The 21,069-nt window shown below is 42.0% G+C and carries 5 protein-coding genes; 3 read left to right on the top strand and 2 right to left on the bottom strand.

Annotated elements, in window-relative coordinates; translation table 11 throughout:
- Nucleotides 1-34: 34 nt before the first annotated feature.
- Nucleotides 35-9,088 carry a VCBS domain-containing protein gene (locus L4C54_RS00295; RefSeq protein WP_428806624.1) on the bottom strand — a complete coding sequence of 3,018 codons (9,054 nt, stop codon included), beginning with the start codon at nucleotides 9,086-9,088 and terminating at the stop codon, nucleotides 35-37.
- A 500-nt stretch (nucleotides 9,089-9,588) separates the two neighbouring features.
- Between L4C54_RS00295 and L4C54_RS00290 the strand changes: the two genes are divergently transcribed.
- The 3 genes from L4C54_RS00290 to L4C54_RS00280 all read left to right on the top strand — a co-directional run bounded on the left by L4C54_RS00290 (nucleotide 9,589) and on the right by L4C54_RS00280 (nucleotide 12,642).
- Nucleotides 9,589-10,362: a RelA/SpoT domain-containing protein gene (locus L4C54_RS00290; protein ID WP_428806623.1), complete on the top strand. Its 774-nt coding sequence runs from the start codon at nucleotides 9,589-9,591 to the stop codon at nucleotides 10,360-10,362.
- A 274-nt stretch (nucleotides 10,363-10,636) separates the two neighbouring features.
- Nucleotides 10,637-11,293, top strand: a complete 657-nt coding sequence (locus L4C54_RS00285; protein ID WP_428806622.1) for a nitroreductase family protein — start codon at nucleotides 10,637-10,639, stop codon at nucleotides 11,291-11,293.
- A gap of 155 nt (nucleotides 11,294-11,448) precedes the next feature.
- The gene (locus L4C54_RS00280) at nucleotides 11,449-12,642 is read left to right on the top strand and encodes a class I SAM-dependent methyltransferase (RefSeq protein ID WP_428806621.1); all 1,194 of its coding nucleotides are present in this window, start codon (nucleotides 11,449-11,451) and stop codon (nucleotides 12,640-12,642) included.
- Nucleotides 12,643-12,754: 112 nt separating this feature from the next.
- Here L4C54_RS00280 and L4C54_RS00275 read toward each other — a convergent pair whose 3' ends face one another.
- Nucleotides 12,755-21,049, bottom strand: coding sequence for a tandem-95 repeat protein (locus tag L4C54_RS00275; RefSeq protein ID WP_428806620.1), 8,295 nt, complete (start codon nucleotides 21,047-21,049; stop codon nucleotides 12,755-12,757).
- Between the last annotated feature and the right edge of the window lie 20 nt (nucleotides 21,050-21,069).

Genomic DNA, 21,069 nt, shown 5'->3' with positions numbered 1-21,069 from the left:
TGAGGGCTGACTAGCCATAAGTTAGCACTAAGGTCTATTCACCAACGTTTACCAGTTTGAGTTGATCCACTAATGCGCTGATTACGGTCTCATCGGTGGCGTTTGCAACATCGATAATACCAAGCTCATTCCAGCCTAAGTTATTAATAACGACATCTGTTTGACCACCACCTTCGTCTGTCACAGATAGCGTCGTACTTGCTGCGTCAAACGGGTCATTTTCATCATCGACAACGTTCACCTCAATGTTAGCGAGTAAATCCGCCATGCTCGGTGAACCGGTTAACAGATCACTTATGTCGATGGTATCTTCACTGGGATCAAAATCACCAATGGTTTTTATCACCGGATTGGCAATAGTGCCCGACTGATCAGCCATAAGGTAGAATAGATCTTCATCTGCACCGCCCATCAGAGTTTCACTGTTTGATGTGCCTGATATCGTGTCTTTCCCTTCATGACCAAATTGATCTGAAATCACAACCTTTTGTTCGCTCGCTAGGTGACTGAGTAGCGCTTCATCCGTCCACCCAGTGGTATCTGTTTCTGCCAAATCATTTAGAGCCACTCCTTGAAGAATAACGGTTTGTACTAAGTCACCGTTCGCATCATTAAGCTCAATGTTTACTTCATCATTCTGTTCAGTGAGGACTACTCTCTGAGCAACTTCTGCTGATGCCCATACATCACTAGCGTTTACGAATTCACTAAGATCTAAAATGTCATTTAGCACGTCAAAATCTTTCACGTAATCGACGCCCGGAGTCAGAGGTGTTCCAACAGTGGTGTCACTCCAAGAAAATGTATCTTTTTGGTTTACGTCACTTAAATCAGTTGGTCCGCCCCATAGCCATTCATCAGCAGTTGTGGCATTTAAGATATCGTACCCTTCACTGCCTTGTACAAGACGGTTACCCATAACCGTCACGGTAATGGTCTCTTGCGTTGTCTTCACACCATCAGATACTTCAACAATAAACGCTTCAATATCAGTAGTATCAGACGGTAGATTATTTGTTGATCCGGCCGTTAGAGAATACAACCACGCTCCTGTAGCGACATTAAAGCTCAGGGTACCGTATTGGCCCACATTACTGCTTATTAGTTGCCACGTGAGGCTTGAGTCATCGGTTTCTGTATCAGTGGCGCTGACGGTACCAGAGACTTCATTGGAATAGTCTTCTTTTACTTGCCCTGTAACGGTGCCCGTTATGATTGGGTTATTATCGGTACCTTGGATATTAACGGTGATTATTTGAGAGCCCACTCCACCATTATCATCTTCTACATAAACGGTAAAAATGTCGCTGACCAGTTCATCTTTAAGTAGTAGCCCTGCATCTATATCAAGTTGATACTCCCACTCTCCACTCGCGAGGTTTAACGTAAGTTCACCAAAGTTACCCTCCGCTGATTGAGCATTACCCGATAAATAGAAGGTGTGTGTGTCTGACGTATCGAAATCATCAGCAACTAATGTCCCAACTGCGTTTGTCGCTACGCTGTCAGAATCTATCATCCCTTCGATGTCGCTTTCAGCTAAAGATACGATGGGAAGGTCATTGGCACCATTGATGACAATAGTGATTGATAAACTCTCAGAAACATCATTATTTGCATCAATTGCTTGTACTTGAATCGTATCAGTTAACGTTTCACCTACAGCAATGGCTTCTACGGAAGGGTGCAAGTCATTAACCACATAAGTCCACTCACCTTCAGTGTCAATCGTTAGTGTGCCATAGTCTCCGGCTTCTGCTACACCGTATGTGACACCGTCACCCACATCAGTTTCATCAGCCGTTAACTTCCCGCTCGTACTGCTCGCCGATGCCTCTTCTACCACTCCTTGTGTATCGCCAGACAATATAGGTGCATCATTTGAGCCTGTAACCGTCACTGTAATAACTTGGCTAGCTTCAGCACCAAGGTCATCGCTCGCATAAACAATAAAGCTTTCAGTGACTTGCTCTCCTTCGGCTAGTGCTTGTAAGTGCGGTTCGTCATTGTAAATGGTATAGCTCCACTCCCCGAGAGCATCAATGATAAACAGACCATAAGTACCATTTAGACTTTTTGCTTGAAACGTAACGGTATCACCAGAATCTTCATCCTGACCGATCAGTTGTAGGGTTTGAGTGATATGGTTATCTTCACTAACACTCGCCACGTTAACACCAGAAATGGTAGGCGCTTCGTTGACTCCATTAATGGCTACGACAATCTCTTTTTCAGACTCTAGACCAAACATATCGACAACTTTAACGGTAAATGTCTCCTGTAAAGGTGCAGAGTCTCTACCGTTCAGCTCGATTAATGTCGTCAGCGTTTCGTCTATGTTATAGGTCCACGTCCCATTTTCGTCTAAGGAAAATACGCCATAATCCCCTGATTGAGACATCGCATGCCATGTATGGGAATCATTAGTATCGATATCCCCTGGTGCGAGTTCACCACTGATCGTCGATACGCTGTTTGCATCGGTACTACCAACCAATGTACCTGTGATATTCGGTGCGTCTTCACTACCTTGTACATTGACGACAATCTCGAGTAACTGCGGAACGCCTTCACTATCAACCACCGTTTTACCGTTGTTATCAACGACGAAGAAGGTGAATGTGTCTTGATCTTCTTCATCTTTTTGTAATGATTGCACCGCTTCACTGCTGTTGTTTAACGTGAACTGCCAGTTTCCATCGCGATCTAGGGTTAAGTCGCCATATTCACCAGAGCCTTCAACTAACACCCATGTTGCAGAAGTGCCAAGCCCAGTAGGGATATCTAACGTGCCACTGCAAGTGAAGTCACCATCGCTGTTATCACCGTCTTGATCATCCACATCTTCTTTTACTGTCTGTTCATCAAGTACCGTATCTGCAAGCTGAATATCTTCAAAGGAATCAAAACTACCACTCGGTACGTAAGCATTATCTTGCGTTCCTTCAATATTGATGGTGATAGATTGAGTAATGACGCCATAAAACTCATCAATCGCTATAACAGTAAACGTTTCTGTATGTACGTCACCCTGTTGTAGTGAATCCAATAATTCAGAACTGGCTTCAAATGCCCAATCGCCTGATTCTTCAATAGCCAAATCACCTAGGTTCCCTACGTAATCAAGCTCTATAAAGCTAGGCACATCGTCATCATCAATATCGGCTAACGTTAGAGTTCCAACGATTTCACCATCGACGGGTTCAGAGCTAGAAGCAGGGTAATAGCCCCCCTCCTCAGAGTCATGTTCAACCATCGGGTCAAAATTCACTTTGCCTTCAAGATAAGTTGCATCCGGAACAATCTCAAAATTAGTCGTATTCAACTCAACCGGGGCTGCACTGCCTACTTTTACATTAAACGTCGCGCTACCCGGTCCGGCCTCGTTATCATGGAATGCAGTAACCGTATACCAACCAGACGCTTCCGGTGTAAATTCTGCGGAGTTATAACCATCGCTCCCGACGCTTCCCCAAGTTTCAGAAACAAGTGTCTCGCCGCCGATTTCAAGTCTAAATGAATCATCCGCAACACCACTAAACACATATGTCTCATCGGCATCCAAGTAGACGAGATCCGTCAACATACTTGATACATTAGTAATCGACGGTGAATGACTTGTCTTAAGGTCTGGTATTTGAACCACTTCAGATGAGTCTGGTGTACCCGCAGATTCAATAATTTGCTCTATTGTATCTGGCGCTACTCCGTTACCTAAATTGAACGGTAATACCAAATCTTGCCATTGCTCGAGCAGGAATCCTTCAACGATTTCCTCAATCACTTGGCCTTCAACGAAAGTTCCCGATGACTCCCCTGTAACCGTGGGAAGATCATTCGTTCCTTTGATAATAATTGTGACATCACGACTATCGGTCTCACCTTGACTATCTTCTACTTCAACACTAAACGTTTCACTCAACGTCTGATCTGGGTTGAGTTGCTGAATTTCGTCTAAATGGTTGCTTAAGTGATAAGTCCAACGGCCTGATGATTCCAAAACAAAGTAGCCATAATCACCCGCGATGTGGCTTTGGGTCCAAGTATGGGTGTCGTCAGCATCTGGATCCCCGTGGTTCAGGTCACCCGAGAAGCTTGCCGTATCTTCTGCGATCGTTTTAGTTAGGTTACCTACAATATTTGGAGCGTCATTGTTCCCTTCAATGTCGATAATGAAATCTTTAATCGAAACCTTACCGAATTGATCGACCACTTTTATCTGAACGCTATCAAGCAAGCTATCGTCTTCATCTAGCTCATTTACCGCGTCTTTCTGATTGTTTAATGTGTATTTCCAATCACCCGCTCCATTCAAGGTAAAGTCACCGTAACTAGGGGCACTGATAACACTCCATGATGTGCTATCACCGATATCAGGGTCACCGGAACCGAAGGTGCCCGAGATACTATTAGCAATGTCGTCTTCTACAATTGGCGGAGCAATACCAAGTTCTATATCAGGATCAGTATTCACGCCCGCCACAGAAATATTAACGTTGACAAACTCCTCTGCCCCAACTGAGTCGGTTACTTTTACTTGGAATGAATCTACCTCGGTCGTGCCTGGTGGAATCGATAACGTACTTAACCGAGTACTATCTAGAATGTATGACCACTGACCTTCATCGCTAATCGTCAGAATTCCATATTCACCGTTAGTTTCTCCGTCTTGATCTTCCCCGACAATTTCCCATGAGTGGATGTCATTAACGTCGGTATCTAACGCAAGTAACGTCCCCGTCGTGGTACTTTTTTCTGGAGTGGCTTCAATAACACTGCCGGTCGTTGCCCCAGTAATCGTTGGAAGGTCATTATCACCAGTAATCGTAATAGTGATCGCTTCTGTGTCAGAAGCATTGTTTGAGGAGTCATCATCATAAGTATCGTCTGTGACTTTGACGGTAAACGTTTCTGTTAGCGTTTCACTAGGCAGGAGAGCTTGAACAGAAGCATGTTCATTTTGGAGTGTGTACGTCCACTTCCCAGCATCATCTACTTCAATAACACCATATTGTCCTTGGGTGATTTGAATTTCCCACGAGTGCTGATCGTTACCATCAACATCTCCATGTTCTAATTGACCGTTAGCACTAATGAACGCTGCTGAATCTTCTGTCACGGATCCCGTGGTAACACCGGCTATTTCCGGTTCGTCATTTTTCCCATTAACGGTCACCATGATTTTTTGAGTATCGATCTGATTGTGCTTATCAGAAACCTGCACATAGAAGATATCTTGATAGGACTGCCCAAGTGATAAAGCTTGAGTACTTTCAGCTTGCTCATCCGTGGTATCCAGTGTGTATGTCCATACACCACTGCTACTTAACGTTAGAGTTCCGTGCTCGCCAACTGGATCAGTCGTGATCGTCCATGTATGCGTTTCATTAACGTCAGGATCACCAGTTACAAGCGTGCCACTTCGTACCTTATTACCTGCATCCTCATTGATTGATTTTTTCCAGCTACCGGAAATTGAAGGGGTATCATTTTGACCAAGTATATCGACATTAATATCAAACGTGTGTGTCCCTTCGTTTCCATCATCGACTACTGCGGTAAATGTTTGTTCACTGTATAACTCGCCCTGTTCGAACGACTGTACTTTTGTTGGGTCGAGTGTATATTCCCATTCCCCTTGTTGATTGATAGTGATCGAACCATATAAACCGTCTCCATCGCCTTGAATCGACCATGCGTGATCATCATTGAGATCTACATCTGCAACGGTCAAAGTACCATCTGTCGTTTGGACTAAGTCTTCAACAGTAAACCCACTATCGTCCCCAGAAATGACGGGGAAATCATTAGTACCTTGTATTGTGACCACTATGTTTTGCTGATCGACACCACCTAACCCATCAGCTACTTCTACAACAAACGTTTCAATGACAGTATCATCGGCCGCCAAACTTTGAGCTGCATCGTTATCGAGTTCATAAGTCCACTTACCGTCTTGGTCAATGCTGATTTCACCGTAAGGAGACTCTGTACTTCCTACAATTTTCCATGTGTGTGACGCACCATTATCGATATCTGAGGCTAGTAAAGTACCGCTAATCTGAGTGGTTAATTCTTCTTGTACTGACCCAGAGAGCACACCACTAATCTCTGGTGCATCGTTTGTACCATTAATGGTTATTTCTATTGTATGCGTAGTTCCATCATTGCCCTGTACATCAAACCGCTCAATCTTCTGCTCTCCAACGGCTAAATACTGCACTTGGCTATTGCTGATGTTGAATTCCCACGCGCCATCTTCATCAATGGTTAACGATCCAAGTACCGTTCCTTGCGGAGTCACACTATTTATTTTAAAGACCGATTGGTTTTGGTCATCATCGGTTATCGTTAGCTGCCCTTGCTCTGTTAACGTAGTGGCATGTTCGTCTTCAATAACGTCGCCAGAAGCGTCACCCGCAATTTGAGCCGTGTCGTTGATACCATTGATCGTCACATCGATGGTATGTTCCGTTCCATCAACAGAGTAAACAGTGAAGCGCTCTAGCTTAGTCTCGTCCTCACCAAGATATTGGACCTTATTGTTGTCCACTTGGTATTGCCAGTTACCTTCTTCATCTATTTCTAATGTACCCAACACACCATCGCTACTTGTTACTTTTTCAGTATCAAATGCCGCCTGTTGTTGGTCTTCATCTTCAACATCTAGCTTTCCGGTCTCTTCTAAAAGCGCGTCATCGTCATCTTCCGTTACCGACCCTGTCGCGGTACCGGTTATCACCGCTTTTCCATTAATACCAGTAATCTCAATCACGATACTGTGCTGTGTGCCATCGTCGCTCTGAACTGTGAAAGTTTCTTCTTTAGTTTCGCCTTCACCCAAGTACTGCACTAAAGAGTCAAGCACGCTGTATTGCCATGCTCCTGCCTCGCTAATACTCAATTCCCCTAGAGCATCTAACGGAGAGACAACGCTTTCAACATCAAAAATCGATTCACCCTGGTCAACATCGGTTGCTGTGAGCACACCGGAATCAGTTAAGCTATGTGCGCTGCCTTCCAACACGTCACCTATCGCATCACCTGTAATGACAGCGGCGTTATTAATTCCAGTAATCGTGATTTCGATAGTGTGCTCTGTTCCATCGTCACTTGAGGCGGTAAACGATTCCGTTTTCGTATCACCTTCACCGAGATATTCAACAAGCCCATTGGCAACACTATAGTTCCATTGCCCCGACTCACTAATAGTTAATACGCCCAGAACACCGTCTTGTGCAACAACACTTTCAACATCAAACATTGACTCACTGTTGTCTGTATCATCAACGAGCAGTAGACCTGATTCGGATAGCATTACTGAGCTATTTGACTCAACAACCTCACCAGAAGCTACGCCAGTTATTACAGCAGAGTCATTGATCCCTGTAATCGTAATATTGATGGTCTGTTCGGTGCCATCGACACTGCTAACGGTAAAGCTCTCCAGTTTGGTTTCGCCTTCACCCAAAAACTGAACAGCGCCATTATCAACCGAATATTCCCACGCCCCATCTTCATCAATAGTAATGGAACCCAGAGCGCCTAAGGATGAAATAACACTAGCGATATTGAATTTAGACTGGTTTTGATCATCATCAGAAACTAACAACTGACCATTGTCAGTAAGGGTTACAGAGCTAAAGTCTTCCAACACTGAACCTGACGCTTCGCCAGTGATAATAGCAGTATCATTAACGCCTGTAATCGTGATGGTTACAACATGTTCCGTTCCATCAATCGAAGTAAGTGTGAAGCTTTCAATTTTGGTTTCACCTTCACCAAGGTACTGCACCAAACTATTATCCACTTGATACTGCCAATCACCTTCAGAACTTATTTGTAATGTTCCTAAAGCTCCGTCACTACCAGTAACCGATTCTGTATCAAACGCTTCTTCAGCTTCTCCATCGACATCACTTAAGCGCAGTGAACCGTTTTCTGAAAGGAGCAATAAATCGTTGTCTTCGAATGAAAAATCTTCAATAACATTCTCTTCCGCATCGCCTGATATCACAGCAGCGTCATTAGTCCCGACCACTGTAATAGTGACTGTTTGTTCTTCACTCGGTAGACCATCATCATCAATACTGACATAGGTAAATGTCACCACCAGTGTCTGATCTTCTGGCAAGTAATCAAAGCCTTCGCTCGCATCAAACGTGTATGAACCGGTGCTATTAATTACCACTGACCCAAGAGTAGGTGCTTGAACGAGTTGATAATCTACAATTGAGCCATCAATGTCGGTTGAGACAGGGAGTGTTGCAACTAACACTTGATTCTCGTTTATCGAGTTTTCATCGTCGTAAGCGACAGGTGCATCATTTACCGATTGAACGATAATTTCGACACTGGCTTCTTGTATCCCGTTCAGCTGGCCACTTCCATCGTCCACACGATATGACAACACGCCTGCGATCTCGCCATCGTCACAATCTTCAGGAGCATGAAAGCATATTTCAGAGAGCTCACTTAACGTTAATGTGTCACCAATACTGATCAATGAACCGTCTAAATGACTGATTAAACCATGTACTGGTAATGCCGTAATGGTGATCACTAGAGTTGTGCTGTCTGTATCAAATGGAACGTTTAGCCCTAGTAAACTCGCTCCTGACTCTTCTGAAAATGTTCTGGTTTCACTAAATACAACCGGGGCTGAATTTGTTCCTTTAAAAGCAGGATCGTCAAATAAAGAAATTTCGTCGCTTTGTGTACTTTCCGTATTAGCATCCGTTTCAAAATAGGTTTTGGCTATAGTTTCACTACCATCTCTTTCAATTGTTTCCACATTGACCAACTGACTACTGTTGATAGCGTTAGCCGCTGTTGCAAATTCATCAAGTTGGGTTGGATCTAAACCTTGCTCCAAAATTGAAAATAACGCTTCTGCATCCTCATGGGGGATAACATCAAGATTCAAAAGCTTTGTGTCTGAGCCATCCTTTGTCATCGCTTCAAACTTTTCACGAGTAATCTCAATATCACCAGACTGTAGCGGTTCTCCTTCCGTTAGTAGTACTAGCTCTCCGTTTTGTTTGATTACAATTTTTGCATCAACCGGTAATTGAATTAGTTTACTCATGGTGACTTCCTTGGTTAGACGTGACGCAGGAGCCTCAACAACAATCCTTATTGGAACAAGGCTTAGAAGTCATTAGGTAGCAAAATACGAACCAATATTTATTTGCTTATTTATCATAAGGATAGATGTAATTACTAGATTACAATTAGGTTTTCTATTTTGTTTCTCAATTTGAGAATCATTAAACCAAACCTAATTGAAGTGCTGATGTGACGCTATTACGAAACGAAAAAAACGAAATAATATTCGAATCTGACTGAAGTGTTCATGTTCCATTAATACTCGAAGTTTATAATGGCTCTATATTGTGGAATTTAGACATAGACAGCTGGTTTGACTCATTTTCTATGTGATCTAAGACACAACCCAAGCAACGTATATATCACTGGTATTGTTTTTTTATTCGCTGACCCCATATATGTATTAGCTGCTTAAAATGGTTGTTCTTAGTGTCTTTTAAATACACTTTTTACTAAGTCACCATCCTTTAAGGAGAATGAATGAACGTATTTCTTCGTACGACAGCAATCATGCTATTTATGCTGACTCGTACACCTGCATTCGCTGCACTTCCTGTTGTGCCGAACAGTGATGACAAGCATTCACCAAGTCATAATGAAGTTTGTGCTAAGTTATTCAAACATAACCTCAGCGGCCTTTACGGCATTCCTTCAACAAACGTTACACCTCTTCAACCTCATTCGGATTTTGATACTCTTTATAGCAAATCTCACCAAGCTCAGTTTGAACTTGAAAACATCTGTAATAGTACCGCGCTACTGACTCAAACAAACGCTTACTTTGCAGGCATTAAATCATCTCACCGTGCTCAAGAGAAAATCAAACATGAGCTTGGTGGAAAAGTTGAACGCATCACCGACATTGCAAGAGCAACCATTGTTGCTGATGATGTTGAGAGCTTGATGGAAGTATATGAAGCACTCGATAGAGAAACAGATATCGTAAAAGTGAAGAATCGCTTTAAAAATCCGGCACCTTCTGGCTACCGCGACCTTAACCTATTAGTAAAACTTCCAAAAACTAACATTGTTGCAGAGGTTCAGCTTCACCTTAAAGCTATTGCAGACGTAAAAAATGGCCCCGAGCATGATCTCTATGAAGTTATACAAAGTATTGAACGTACGGCCGCTTCTGAGCAACGTGATCTGGTTCAGTTCGAGTTAACCAAAATTAACAAGATGAGAAGCCAATCACTACAGATGTATCAAGATGCATGGCAACCGTACATTACTACCCATATCAAAGCAGCGTAATTATCACGTCGACTTAAATACTAGCCAAATGCCTTATCGCATTTGGCTTTTTATTGTCAATAACCGTCATAGAAAGTGTTAAATTTACTATGTAAATCGATGTTGATTTCATGATCAATCCCAAGCTATTCCACTTGGCTGTAAGAATCTATTTCCTGCCATCAGCTTGCTATTCAGTTACTTTTGTTACATTAAAACAGCACTCAGACATTGATTAAGACGTTGTTTTAACTTACATTTCCACGCTCAACAATTTGTATTCTATGGTACTACGATGACACACCCAATTATCCGTGACTTGGAAAGCCGTTACACGACAAAACAATACGACCCTTCTAAGCGCATTTCTAAAGAAGACCTTGATGTTCTACTAGAAGCTATTCGATTATCAGCTTCATCAATAAACTCTCAACCTTGGAAGTTTATTGTAATTGAAAGCGATGAAGCTAAACAAAGACTGGAGGATACTTTCGCGAATAAATTTCAATTTAATCGTCCTCACGTTAAATCATCTTCGCATGTCATTTTATTTGCTCATAACCCTCATTATAATCGCGATGACTATGCAAAGGTTGTAGATAAAGGGATTGAAGACGGCCGCACTAAAGTTGAAGACCGTGAAGCCGCATTTGGTGGTTTTGTTTTTGCTGAGCTAAACACCGATGAAACGGGTAACACCGCCGATTGGACGAAGTCTCAAGTGTATTTGGCACTTGGCAATACATTGCATGTACTTGCTCGCTTAAATATTGACTCGACCCCTCTAGAAGGGATTGATTCTGAGCTGATTAACCAAGAGTTTGCAAACGAGCTTGGTGGCTATGAGTGTAATGTTGCTTTGGCTATGGGTTACCATAATGAAGTTGAAGATTTTAACGCGAACTTACCTAAATCTCGCTTACCGTTTGAAGATGTGATCACGGTTCTTTAAGGTAAGTAATGTGATGCTTATTTCCTACCAAGTTAGGAGCTAAGCATCCTTTACCCACTCATTTATAAACTTCCCCTTCATATATCAGTATCTCGTTGCTTTTTACTAACGCTTGCAAGACAATAGCCCACCAAAATTTTCTATTGAGTAAGCAAATGACTCCTGCTATTTATCTTGTTAAAGGCCGTGATAAGTCTTTACGTCGCAAACATCCTTGGGTTTTTTCTCGTGGTATTCAACGTGTTGAAGGTGACCCACAATCTGGAGAAACCGTCGATGTATACGCAAACGATGGTAAATGGTTAGCGAAAGCGGCTTACTCTCCTACTTCTCAAATTCGTGCTCGTGTATGGAGCTTTGAGAAAAGAGACATCGATAAAGCGTTCTTTGTAGAGAAAATTCAACAAGCTCAGTTACTTCGTGAAGATATTATTGAGCGCGACGGTTTAACAGGTTATCGCTTGATTGCAGCAGAGTCAGACTCTCTTCCTGGCATCACCATTGATAAGTTTCAAAATTACCTAGTTTGTCAGCTTCTTAGTGCAGGCGCAGAGCTTAACAAAAGCGTATTAGTTGAGGCTCTATTAGAGTGCTTCCCTGAGTGCAATATTTATGAGCGTTCAGATGTCGCGGTACGTAAGAAAGAAGGGTTAGAGCAAACGGTTGGTGTTCTTCATGGTGATACGCCTCCTGAATCTGTCATCATTGAAGAGAACGGCGTTAAAATCAGCGTTGATATCATCAACGGCCATAAGACAGGCTTTTACCTTGATCAACGTGACAGCCGTCAACAGTCGATGAAATACGTAAAAGACAAAGACGTTCTTAACTGCTTCTCTTACACTGGTGGTTTTGGTTTATACGCGCTTAAAGGTGGCGCAAAGCGTGTTATTAACGCTGACGTTTCGCAACCAGCGCTTGATACTGCTAAGTACAATGCGGAGATCAATGAATTTGATATCTCGAAAAAGCGCGCTGTTTTCTTAAACGCTGACGTATTCAAATTGCTTCGTGAATACCGCGACCAAGGCACTAAGTTTGACGTTATCGTAATGGATCCACCTAAGTTTGTTTCGAGTAAAAACAACTTAACGTCTGGCGCGAACGGCTACAAAGACATCAACATGCTAGCGATGCAGATCCTTAAACCGGGTGGCACACTACTGACGTATTCTTGTTCTGGCTTAATGGGCGCAGATCTGTTCCAAAAAGTAATTGCGGATGCAGCCCTTGATGCAGGCCGTAGCGTGAAATTTGTAGAAAGATTTGAGCAAGCCGCAGATCACTTGATTGATACAGCCTACCCTGAAGGTTTCTACTTGAAAGGTTTTGCTTGTAAGGTGCTTTAAGGCATTAAAAAAAAACAGGTAAAAGAAAGCCCGAAGTTCTTAATAGAGCTTCGGGCTTTTTGTTTGTGTTGGAGAGTTAGGTTAAGGGCCTGTCGGCCCTTTATTCTAGTCTCTAAACCTCATAATTTACCATTAGACTTTTCAAGAAATCAACCGATTCATTACCACCTTCTAGAGGGATATTTTCAAGGCCAAACTCATTTACTCCATCTTGTAAAACAATTACTTGCGTATCATTACCGTGCTCAACAGTTAGTTTAACATCGTCGTCATCAACAGAAACAACAATATCACCAAGCAATTTGTCCATTGCAGTTCCAGATTCTTCACCGACTAGCTCTGCGAAATCGAGTCTATCTTCGCCTTTAGTAAAGTCAGTAATGACATCTTCATGAGTTGAGAATGGTTCATCTACCCATTTAAATGCATCATAACCTTCACCACCAGTAAGGATGTCGCGACCTTCGCCACCAATTATAGTGTCATTTCCGCCTTGACCATAAATAACGTCATTGCCTGCACCACCATTGAGTATATCGTCACCACCTTTAGTGCCACTGGCACCTAACACTTCATGATTATCGGTAATAAATTGATATATCGTCTCTTCGGTGTCACCACGCTTATATAAACCGTCTAAAGAGTCAACTCCAGCAAGTGTATTTAGAGCACCACCGTTTAGAGCGTCACCAAAGATAATGTCATCACCTTTGTTTCCGTTGAGAGTATCTTCGCTTAGGTCTTGAGGTTTAGAGGTTGATAGTTCGCCAATGAGGGCAGCGGCTAACATTGTGCCGTCGGTTACAACATCAACTTCCCCAAGTGGTACTTGTGTATATTCTATAATCTCAATTTCGGCTTCAAGACTAACCTCATCTTTAGGATCATCAGTAACATTATCCAAAGTAATTGAAATACGATATGTGCCTTCTACTGAAAGGTCTAAGTCTGTATCAGATCTTGAATTAATTGGTCCATGCACAGCACTCCACTTTTCACCATCATATCGTTCAACTTTCCATGTAAACTTATCACTCGATGCTAAACCACCTCCACTACCTGTAGAGAAACCTAGATCTAAAGATGCTATTTGATTTGTGGCTATCGTAAACTCGTCACTGATATCAGTCGCTGCAGGTTCGTCATTAAACACGGTCACGACAAGGCTCTGAGTCGTTTCACTGACAATAGTACCTTCTCCAATTGTCGTAAATGCACCATCAGCTACGTCTGAATTATCAAACATACGAAGTGTATTGGTTTCATCTACGTCAGTTGCGATGCCAATTGCACGAACTTTGCTCACTGACGCTAGGTTATTATAGGCATCTAGCGCTCGAGCAATATCAAGTTCGTCCGTTGAACTGCCAGAGCTAGAGTCGTCTCCGATATATGTCGTTGGTTTGCCATCAGTTACCATCAGTGTGATATTTTCTGAGTCATTACCTAAACCATCGATCCAAGCTTCAGCACTCTTAAATGCAGCTTCATAGTTTGTTGAACCACCTGTAGATAGAGTATTAATAGCTGTTTCAATATCATCCCATTTCCCATTTTGTATATCAGATTGAGATATAACAATTGGATCTGAAGCTATGTTTGCAAACCCAATGATGGAAAGATTTATCGTTCCTTCGTGCGTATCAAGGCCTTTTACAAAATTCAATAATGATTTCTCTAACAATGTAATTCGCGATCCTTCCATACTCCCAGAAGTATCAGCCAGAATAGCAATGTTGTAGTTAGTTGCAGGAGTGATAGTTACTTGATCCCCACCAGTATCTCCAATGATGACATCATCGCCACTCTTACCATCTAGCGTATTTGGCTCAGAAGTGCCTACTATTAACTCGGCCGGAGAAACTGTAGCAAATTCAGTGTCAGAACCTGTTGTCCTAGTGTCATTAGCGTCAACCGATGTTGCTGAAGCAGTAATATTAAAGTCAGGGTTACCTTGATAGCTGTTTGGAACGACTATCTCAGCAGATACCGAACCAGATAAGCCATTTGCAGCAATGTTCAAATCAACAGTATACGAACCATCTTGATTTGGTGTTTGCGTCTCACCATCGATCACTAAAGATACACCTGAAGGGATACCTAAAATTTCTACTACATTACCTAGAGACTCACTACCATCAATATCAGCCAAATCAACTTTAATATCTAATGGCAGTATTGTTGCAGATGGATCTACGGGTGTTAATTCGCCAGTAACACTATCAATCGAGAATATACCATCCTCAAATTGAACATGTTCAATAGAATGAAGAGCTTTTGTTGCAACTTCTGCTCCACCACCAAGGTCCTCTAATCGTTTAAAATCGAACCAAATATCATTTACTTCGTGATACCCAGGCCCTCTGTCTATTTCATAATCAGAAGATAGACCCGGTAAAACAGCAATATCCTGCCCTTTATTTCCATATAAACCATCATTACCTAAACCAGAAACTAAGACATCATCCCCAAAGCCTGCAAATAGGCTATCAGCTTGATCACTATCACTCCCAACGAGAATGTCATTATCAGAATCATCAAGGTATTCGCTTGAATGTATTGTATCCCCACCACCATTCCGACTTACGAGATAATCGTTACCACTACCTTTATAATCGCCATAGAACAAGTCCTGAGAATTAGATTCATCCACTCGTTCATTATCAATTCCGAACTTAACTTTATCGAAGTTTCCACTTTGGAATTGCTCTGTTGTTATACCTTCAGATTTAAATCCATTATCAAAGTATGTTGCTGTGCCAATCTGAACATTAACGATAGGAGCATCAGCTTCCGGAGTGACATCAATAGTTAGAGTCTGCTTTTCAGATGAGTTGCCGTCTTTACTTACAACAAAATCAAATGAAGCGTAGTCTTCTTTCTGATCCCCAACACCATCTGCAACAAAATCGGTTTCGTTACCAGACTCATGTAAATCAGGGGTGAAACGAACAGACCCTCCTTCAATAAGGGCCGCTGGAATAACGTGACCTTCAGTAACCTCTTCCCACTTATCTGGTGACGTTTCTATTTCAAGAACGCCATCAACAGGCAAAGACTTCACTGTTAATTCAACTGAGTTATCCGTTATTCCAAAATGCGCTAAATTAAGAACAATAGGTTGATCTTCTAGAGTGTCTATTTCATTGCTCGCAGCATCTGGAGTGTCATCAACAGCGATTATTTTAATTGTCGTTGTTGCAGTATTAGACTGCTGGCCCAAGTTATCATAAGCAGTAAATTCTATCGTTCTGCTAGTCTCACTTGGGTCATTACTGGCATTAGTAAATTGAATCAACTTCAATGCCGCTTCAAATTCAGCAGCGGCTGTCTGACCGTTATTATTACTCAGAGTAAATAAACCGTTACTGTCTTCTGTAAGTGTCCAACCAGATGGCAGTGTAGAAGAATCTAAACCATCAAATGCAGTTGCATTTGATGGGTTAATTGTAATCTTAGAAATAATATCCTTATCATCAAAAACATCTACGTCTGTATCTACAATGGATACGCCTGAGTCGCCTTCAGTAAAGGTTGTATGGTAGTCAGCATCTGTGTTTTGTTGAATAACTTTAATGACTAAGTCGTTGAAGTCATTATCATCACCTGGCTTATGTTGATCATCGATTCTAATGACCAAGTTACCATCGTCATCAGTAGTTTTATCTAGCTGATGAAGAGCGTCTTTAGTCGTATAGATAGCGTCATCGCTAACCGTTCCATCAATTAATAATTCGCCTTTTTCGTTAATCTCAAGATTCTCTAGATGTTCTTTTACTAGAGAAGCTCCATCGGGAATTAGGAAGTATTCAATATTATCAAGCGATTCAACTCGGCCGATTTCAGAACCATCATCTACTTGCTTAGAGTCGGAAACGAGAACATGCAGTTCTTTGTTGCCAGTAGCTTCATCTAGAATGTAGTAACCAAAGACATTATTATAACCAGCATTTTCGCTAACAAACTCGAACTTATAATCATTGCCATCTAGGTCTATTGTAGGAACAAGATTATCTTCTTCTATGGTAACCGTAGACTCATCGCTGAAGTTACCGTCACTGTCAACTGCACGATAATCAAATGAATCACTCGCTTCTGTTTCTAAGTAGCGAAGCTCCCAGTTACCATTACCAATAGTACTTAAATCAACACTAGTGATTTGTGCACCTTCTGGAAGAGGTCCATCGACCGCTGTTAATGTACCACCGTCAATATCGCCTGAAGATGGAATTGTAATCTGGTGGAACAGCTCTACATCACCATTCGCTGATTTCTGGTAGGTAAATATTTTACTATCACTTCCATCTTCAGTATTGAAGTGAACGGTTATTTCAACACTAGATTCATTACCAGTATTGACACCAGATTCAAGACTTTCGTCAAACCATCCGCCTAATCCATCTAATCCAATTTTTACACTCTCAGCTGGTCGGCTACTAAAATCTATCGATATCGTTTCATTGCTTTGAATACCACCATCGTTCTTAGCACCTATTCCATAACCAACATGACTAGCATTCGGATCACCGAGGTACTGTACTAGCGGGCCATTTGACGAAGTTATCGTAACCTTATCACCATTTTCTAACGTCAAGACTCGTTCATCGCCCTTACTCGTAGCATCTCCCCAATTTAGGAAGTCTGAACTATTAGCATTTTCTTCATTCAATTGAGCATCTTTAACCCCGAGAATAAAGCCGTCAGAATCAGCATAAGGTTCATAATGAATTGAATTAGCGTCAAATTGTTTTTGACCACTATTACCGTAGAGGTGATCTTCTTCTACTAACTTAAACTCCCCATCTTCTGGGTCTTTATAGTAAAGCGTCCCATGATCTGGCAATTCAGTAATTACGATTTGTAGATTAGCGTTACTATCTGCGTCATCTTCTTCATCTGATATATGATCGTTAGGCGCTTTATTGTCACCATCGATTGGTGTTTTCGCCGTGTCGAAGACTATTTGGGTTTTAGCAGCTGAATTTACAGAATAAGTGAAGCTTTCAGATTCAGGTGGATTGTCACTATCATCATCTGTTTCATTGAGAGTTACCTCGATGGTACCAACAGTGTCATCGCCTTCACCATCTGTCCCTGTCGCTGTCACTTTAATCTTATGAGAGTTACCCGTTTCTTCGTAATCATTTGTATAAGCTGCAGCGCCTTCCTCAGTCAGGCTAATTTCTCCAGTTTTCTCATCCACTGCATAAAGTGGCTTATCGTCAATATAGACATTGTCGCCTTGCTTAATAGAATAAGTGATATTGGAGCCATCTTTATCAGAGGCTTCGACAGTACCTATCGTAGCACCAGCGACTTGGTTTTCTTCATAGTTGAACGAAATAGAGTCTGACGCAAAATTAGTGTCTTCATCATTTACGTTTAATTCACTTAACGTTACGTCAATAGTGCTAACTGTGTCTTCACCCTCACCGCTTGTGCCAGTTGCTGTTACTTTAATCGAATGAGAGTTACTGTCTTTCTCAAAGTCATTTGCAAAAGCTGCAGCACCATCAACAGTAAGGCTGATGTTACCATTTTGGTCGACAAAGAAATAAGGCTTGTCTTTGTTTGTATCGTCTAATGCGTATATGTTGTCTTCTTTAGCGATACTATAAACAATGTCATCACCATCAAGGTCTGTTGCTGTTACGTTACCAAGAGTAGCGCCTGCTTGAGCACCTTCTAGATATGAGATAGAAGATTCAGAGTCTTTAGAAAATTCTGTTTGGTTATCGTTAACATTTCTTTCTTCAAGCCTAACGTTGGTATCTACCTCAACAGTGCCATCATTAACAGTCACAACTAAGTTATGTTCATTAATTGGTCCTGCATCTTCGAAATCGTTAGCCGCTGCTTCTAAACCAGTTTCAGTCAGACGAATCTCACCTTGACTATTGATTTCAAACCAACCATTTTCATTACCACTCTTGATAACGAAACTAATTTCGTCGGCCGTGTTATCAATATCTGTTACTTCTACTTTGCCGATAGGAGTATTTTCATTAACCTCCGCCGTCATTTCCTCAGCATAGCTGAACTCATAACCGCCACCGTCAACGTTCTCATTGATGAACTCTGGTGCATCATTCACAGGTACTACTAGCAATGTAACAGTGGCATCGTCGGTACCGCCGTTGCCGTCACTAATGTCGTAGTCAAAAGATACTTCACCATTAAAGTCTTTGGCCGGATAGAACTTGATTTCAGTAACAACGTTGCCGTCTTTGACAAGTTCAATTCGACCTTGGTCGGAGTCAAGCTGATCAACATTGGTGATAGTTAACTTATCACCATCAACGTCGGTATCGTTACCCAATAGCTGCTCGGCTGAAATAACCAAAGGCTCACTAGAATCTTCTAGAATTGTTAAACCTGAACTCACTTGTTGAAGACTGATATTGTCTAGATAAGTACCACTGTTATCACCTGAAGTTCCTATCTCTTGGAATGAAATTGTATTGTCACCAGCTTCACCAACAACATGAAAAGTGTAAGTCGTCATGTTGTTGTCTGCAGGAGTAATGGTGTCAATCAGTTTACCGTTCCACATTACCTTCAATTCGGCAGTTGGGATCGCAACATATTTCGCCACATCTAAAGAGAGTACATAGACAGCACCATGTGTAATACCATTTACACTCTGTGAAATGGTTACGTTATCACCTGATTTTCCAGTACCTTCCATATCAATAGCATGCTTGATGTCAGTACCGACAATGTTGGCGTGACCAGTCTCAGAATCGACTAGTTCTACATTTCCATTTCCACTTTCGGTGGTAAATGTCCAGTCATCAAGCGCTTGTGCTTTTGATCCCCAACCAGGGCTTCCAGCCGCTGAAGTAAACTCTTCAAAACTACCGTTTAGAATAAGGTTATCGCCTAAACTATTTAGGTAATGGTCATCACCAGCCTTTGGTGGATCGTTAACTGGAGTGACGTTGAGTGTTACGGTAGCAGTATCAACACCGCCATTATCATCTGATATTGAATACTCAAACGTTGCTTCACCGTTAAAGTCTTTAGTTGGAGTGAAGGTAATTGTTTTACTGTTATAATCAACTACAAAACTACCGTTTACAGCGGTAGATACGTCTGTAATTTTTAAAGTATCTCCATCAATATCACTATCATTGCCAAGCAAGTCAGCAAAAGAAATAGTAATTGGCTCATCTTCTTCAGTAGTTAAATCTGGTTGTTTAATACCAGTAACAGAAATATTGTCTAGCAACGCACCCAGAGAGTCTGAAGCTCCACTACCCGCGAAGCTAATTTCAGTACTGTCACCTGTAACGTCAAAATCACCAGTAATTTGATACCAACCATTTACGTCGTCACCACTGATTTGAACATTGTGATTCTCACCGCCGGAAAGAGTACCATCAGCATGAACAGTGATAACCACTCCGCCAACGCTGAAAGTCATATCCGAAGAGCTATTGCCCCCATTGTGGCGAGGGTTATAATCGAACTCTACGCGTACGCTATCTTGGCCAGACGTATCAACATTCGTCGAGATCGACGTATTTTGATGAGCATCAAGCTCAGCTAGATAGTCTCCGTCCGTCGCTTTAGCGATTAGCCCATCATGTTGAACCTCTAAACCGTGTGTTGCATCCCACTCACCAAGTTGATCACCTTTCACAACGGTCCAACGCGAAGTTGTTGTCATATCTTCAAATGACTCAGTGAATAATAATGTTTCGTTTGGAGTGTCGTAATGATCGTTGATAGCAACAGGGCCGTCGTTTGTGCCTTCAACAACAACGTAGACTGTGCCAGTGCCTGTACCATCAAACGACGTAACCTCAAATTCCAGTGGGATTTTCTCACCTTTAGCAAGGGCTTGGAGTGTGTCACTGCCATTGTCGATGGTGAACGTCCAGTTGCCTTCTTTATCAACAGAAAACGTACCGTAATCATTTTTCTCTGTGTAAGGTTTAACCTCGGCTTCACCCGTGTCTACATCCTGAATAGCAAGTTGGCCTTCCGCGACTTGCTTACCCTCAGTGTTTTCTTTGACCTTACCACTGTCATCGCTAACCGTAGCCTTATCGTTGCTACCCAATACATCCACAGTGATAGTCTTACTTGCTGTTCCGTCCGCAGAAGTCACGGTCAATGTTTCTTGGAATTCTTGACCGTCGATTAAAACATCCGCTTTGTCRTTATCAAGCTCATAAGTCCAGCTGCCATCTTCTTTAAATGTAAATGTGCCGTATGTACCAGACAAATCAGCGGGTACATTAAAAAGACTTTCTCCTGCATCGGCGTCACTAACAGTCAGTTTTCCGCCTGCATCTGCATCGCCTTCAACATTGAAACCGGCTTCTGTCACTGATGTATCTTGTGTCCCTGTCTCTTCGATGGTTGCAAGATCATTGGTGCCTTTCACAGTAATTGTCACCGTGCCCGTACCTGTCCCAT

This window comes from Vibrio lamellibrachiae, from assembly GCF_050337265.1.
GTDB classification, from domain to species: Bacteria; Pseudomonadota; Gammaproteobacteria; order Enterobacterales; family Vibrionaceae; genus Vibrio; species Vibrio kyushuensis.
Note: the sequence above shows the minus strand (reverse complement) of the source record. Positions and strands in the feature narration are given on the sequence as shown.

Bases quoted from the DNA above. Each gene is read 5' to 3' on its own strand.
- L4C54_RS00295 (WP_428806624.1), bottom strand. From the start codon at position 9,088: ATGAGTAAACTAATTCAATTACCGGTTGATGCAAAAATTGTAATCAAA.
- L4C54_RS00290 (WP_428806623.1), top strand. From the start codon at position 9,589: ATGAACGTATTTCTTCGTACGACAGCAATCATGCTATTTATGCTGACT.
- L4C54_RS00285 (WP_428806622.1), top strand. From the start codon at position 10,637: ATGACACACCCAATTATCCGTGACTTGGAAAGCCGTTACACGACAAAA.
- L4C54_RS00280 (WP_428806621.1), top strand. From the start codon at position 11,449: ATGACTCCTGCTATTTATCTTGTTAAAGGCCGTGATAAGTCTTTACGT.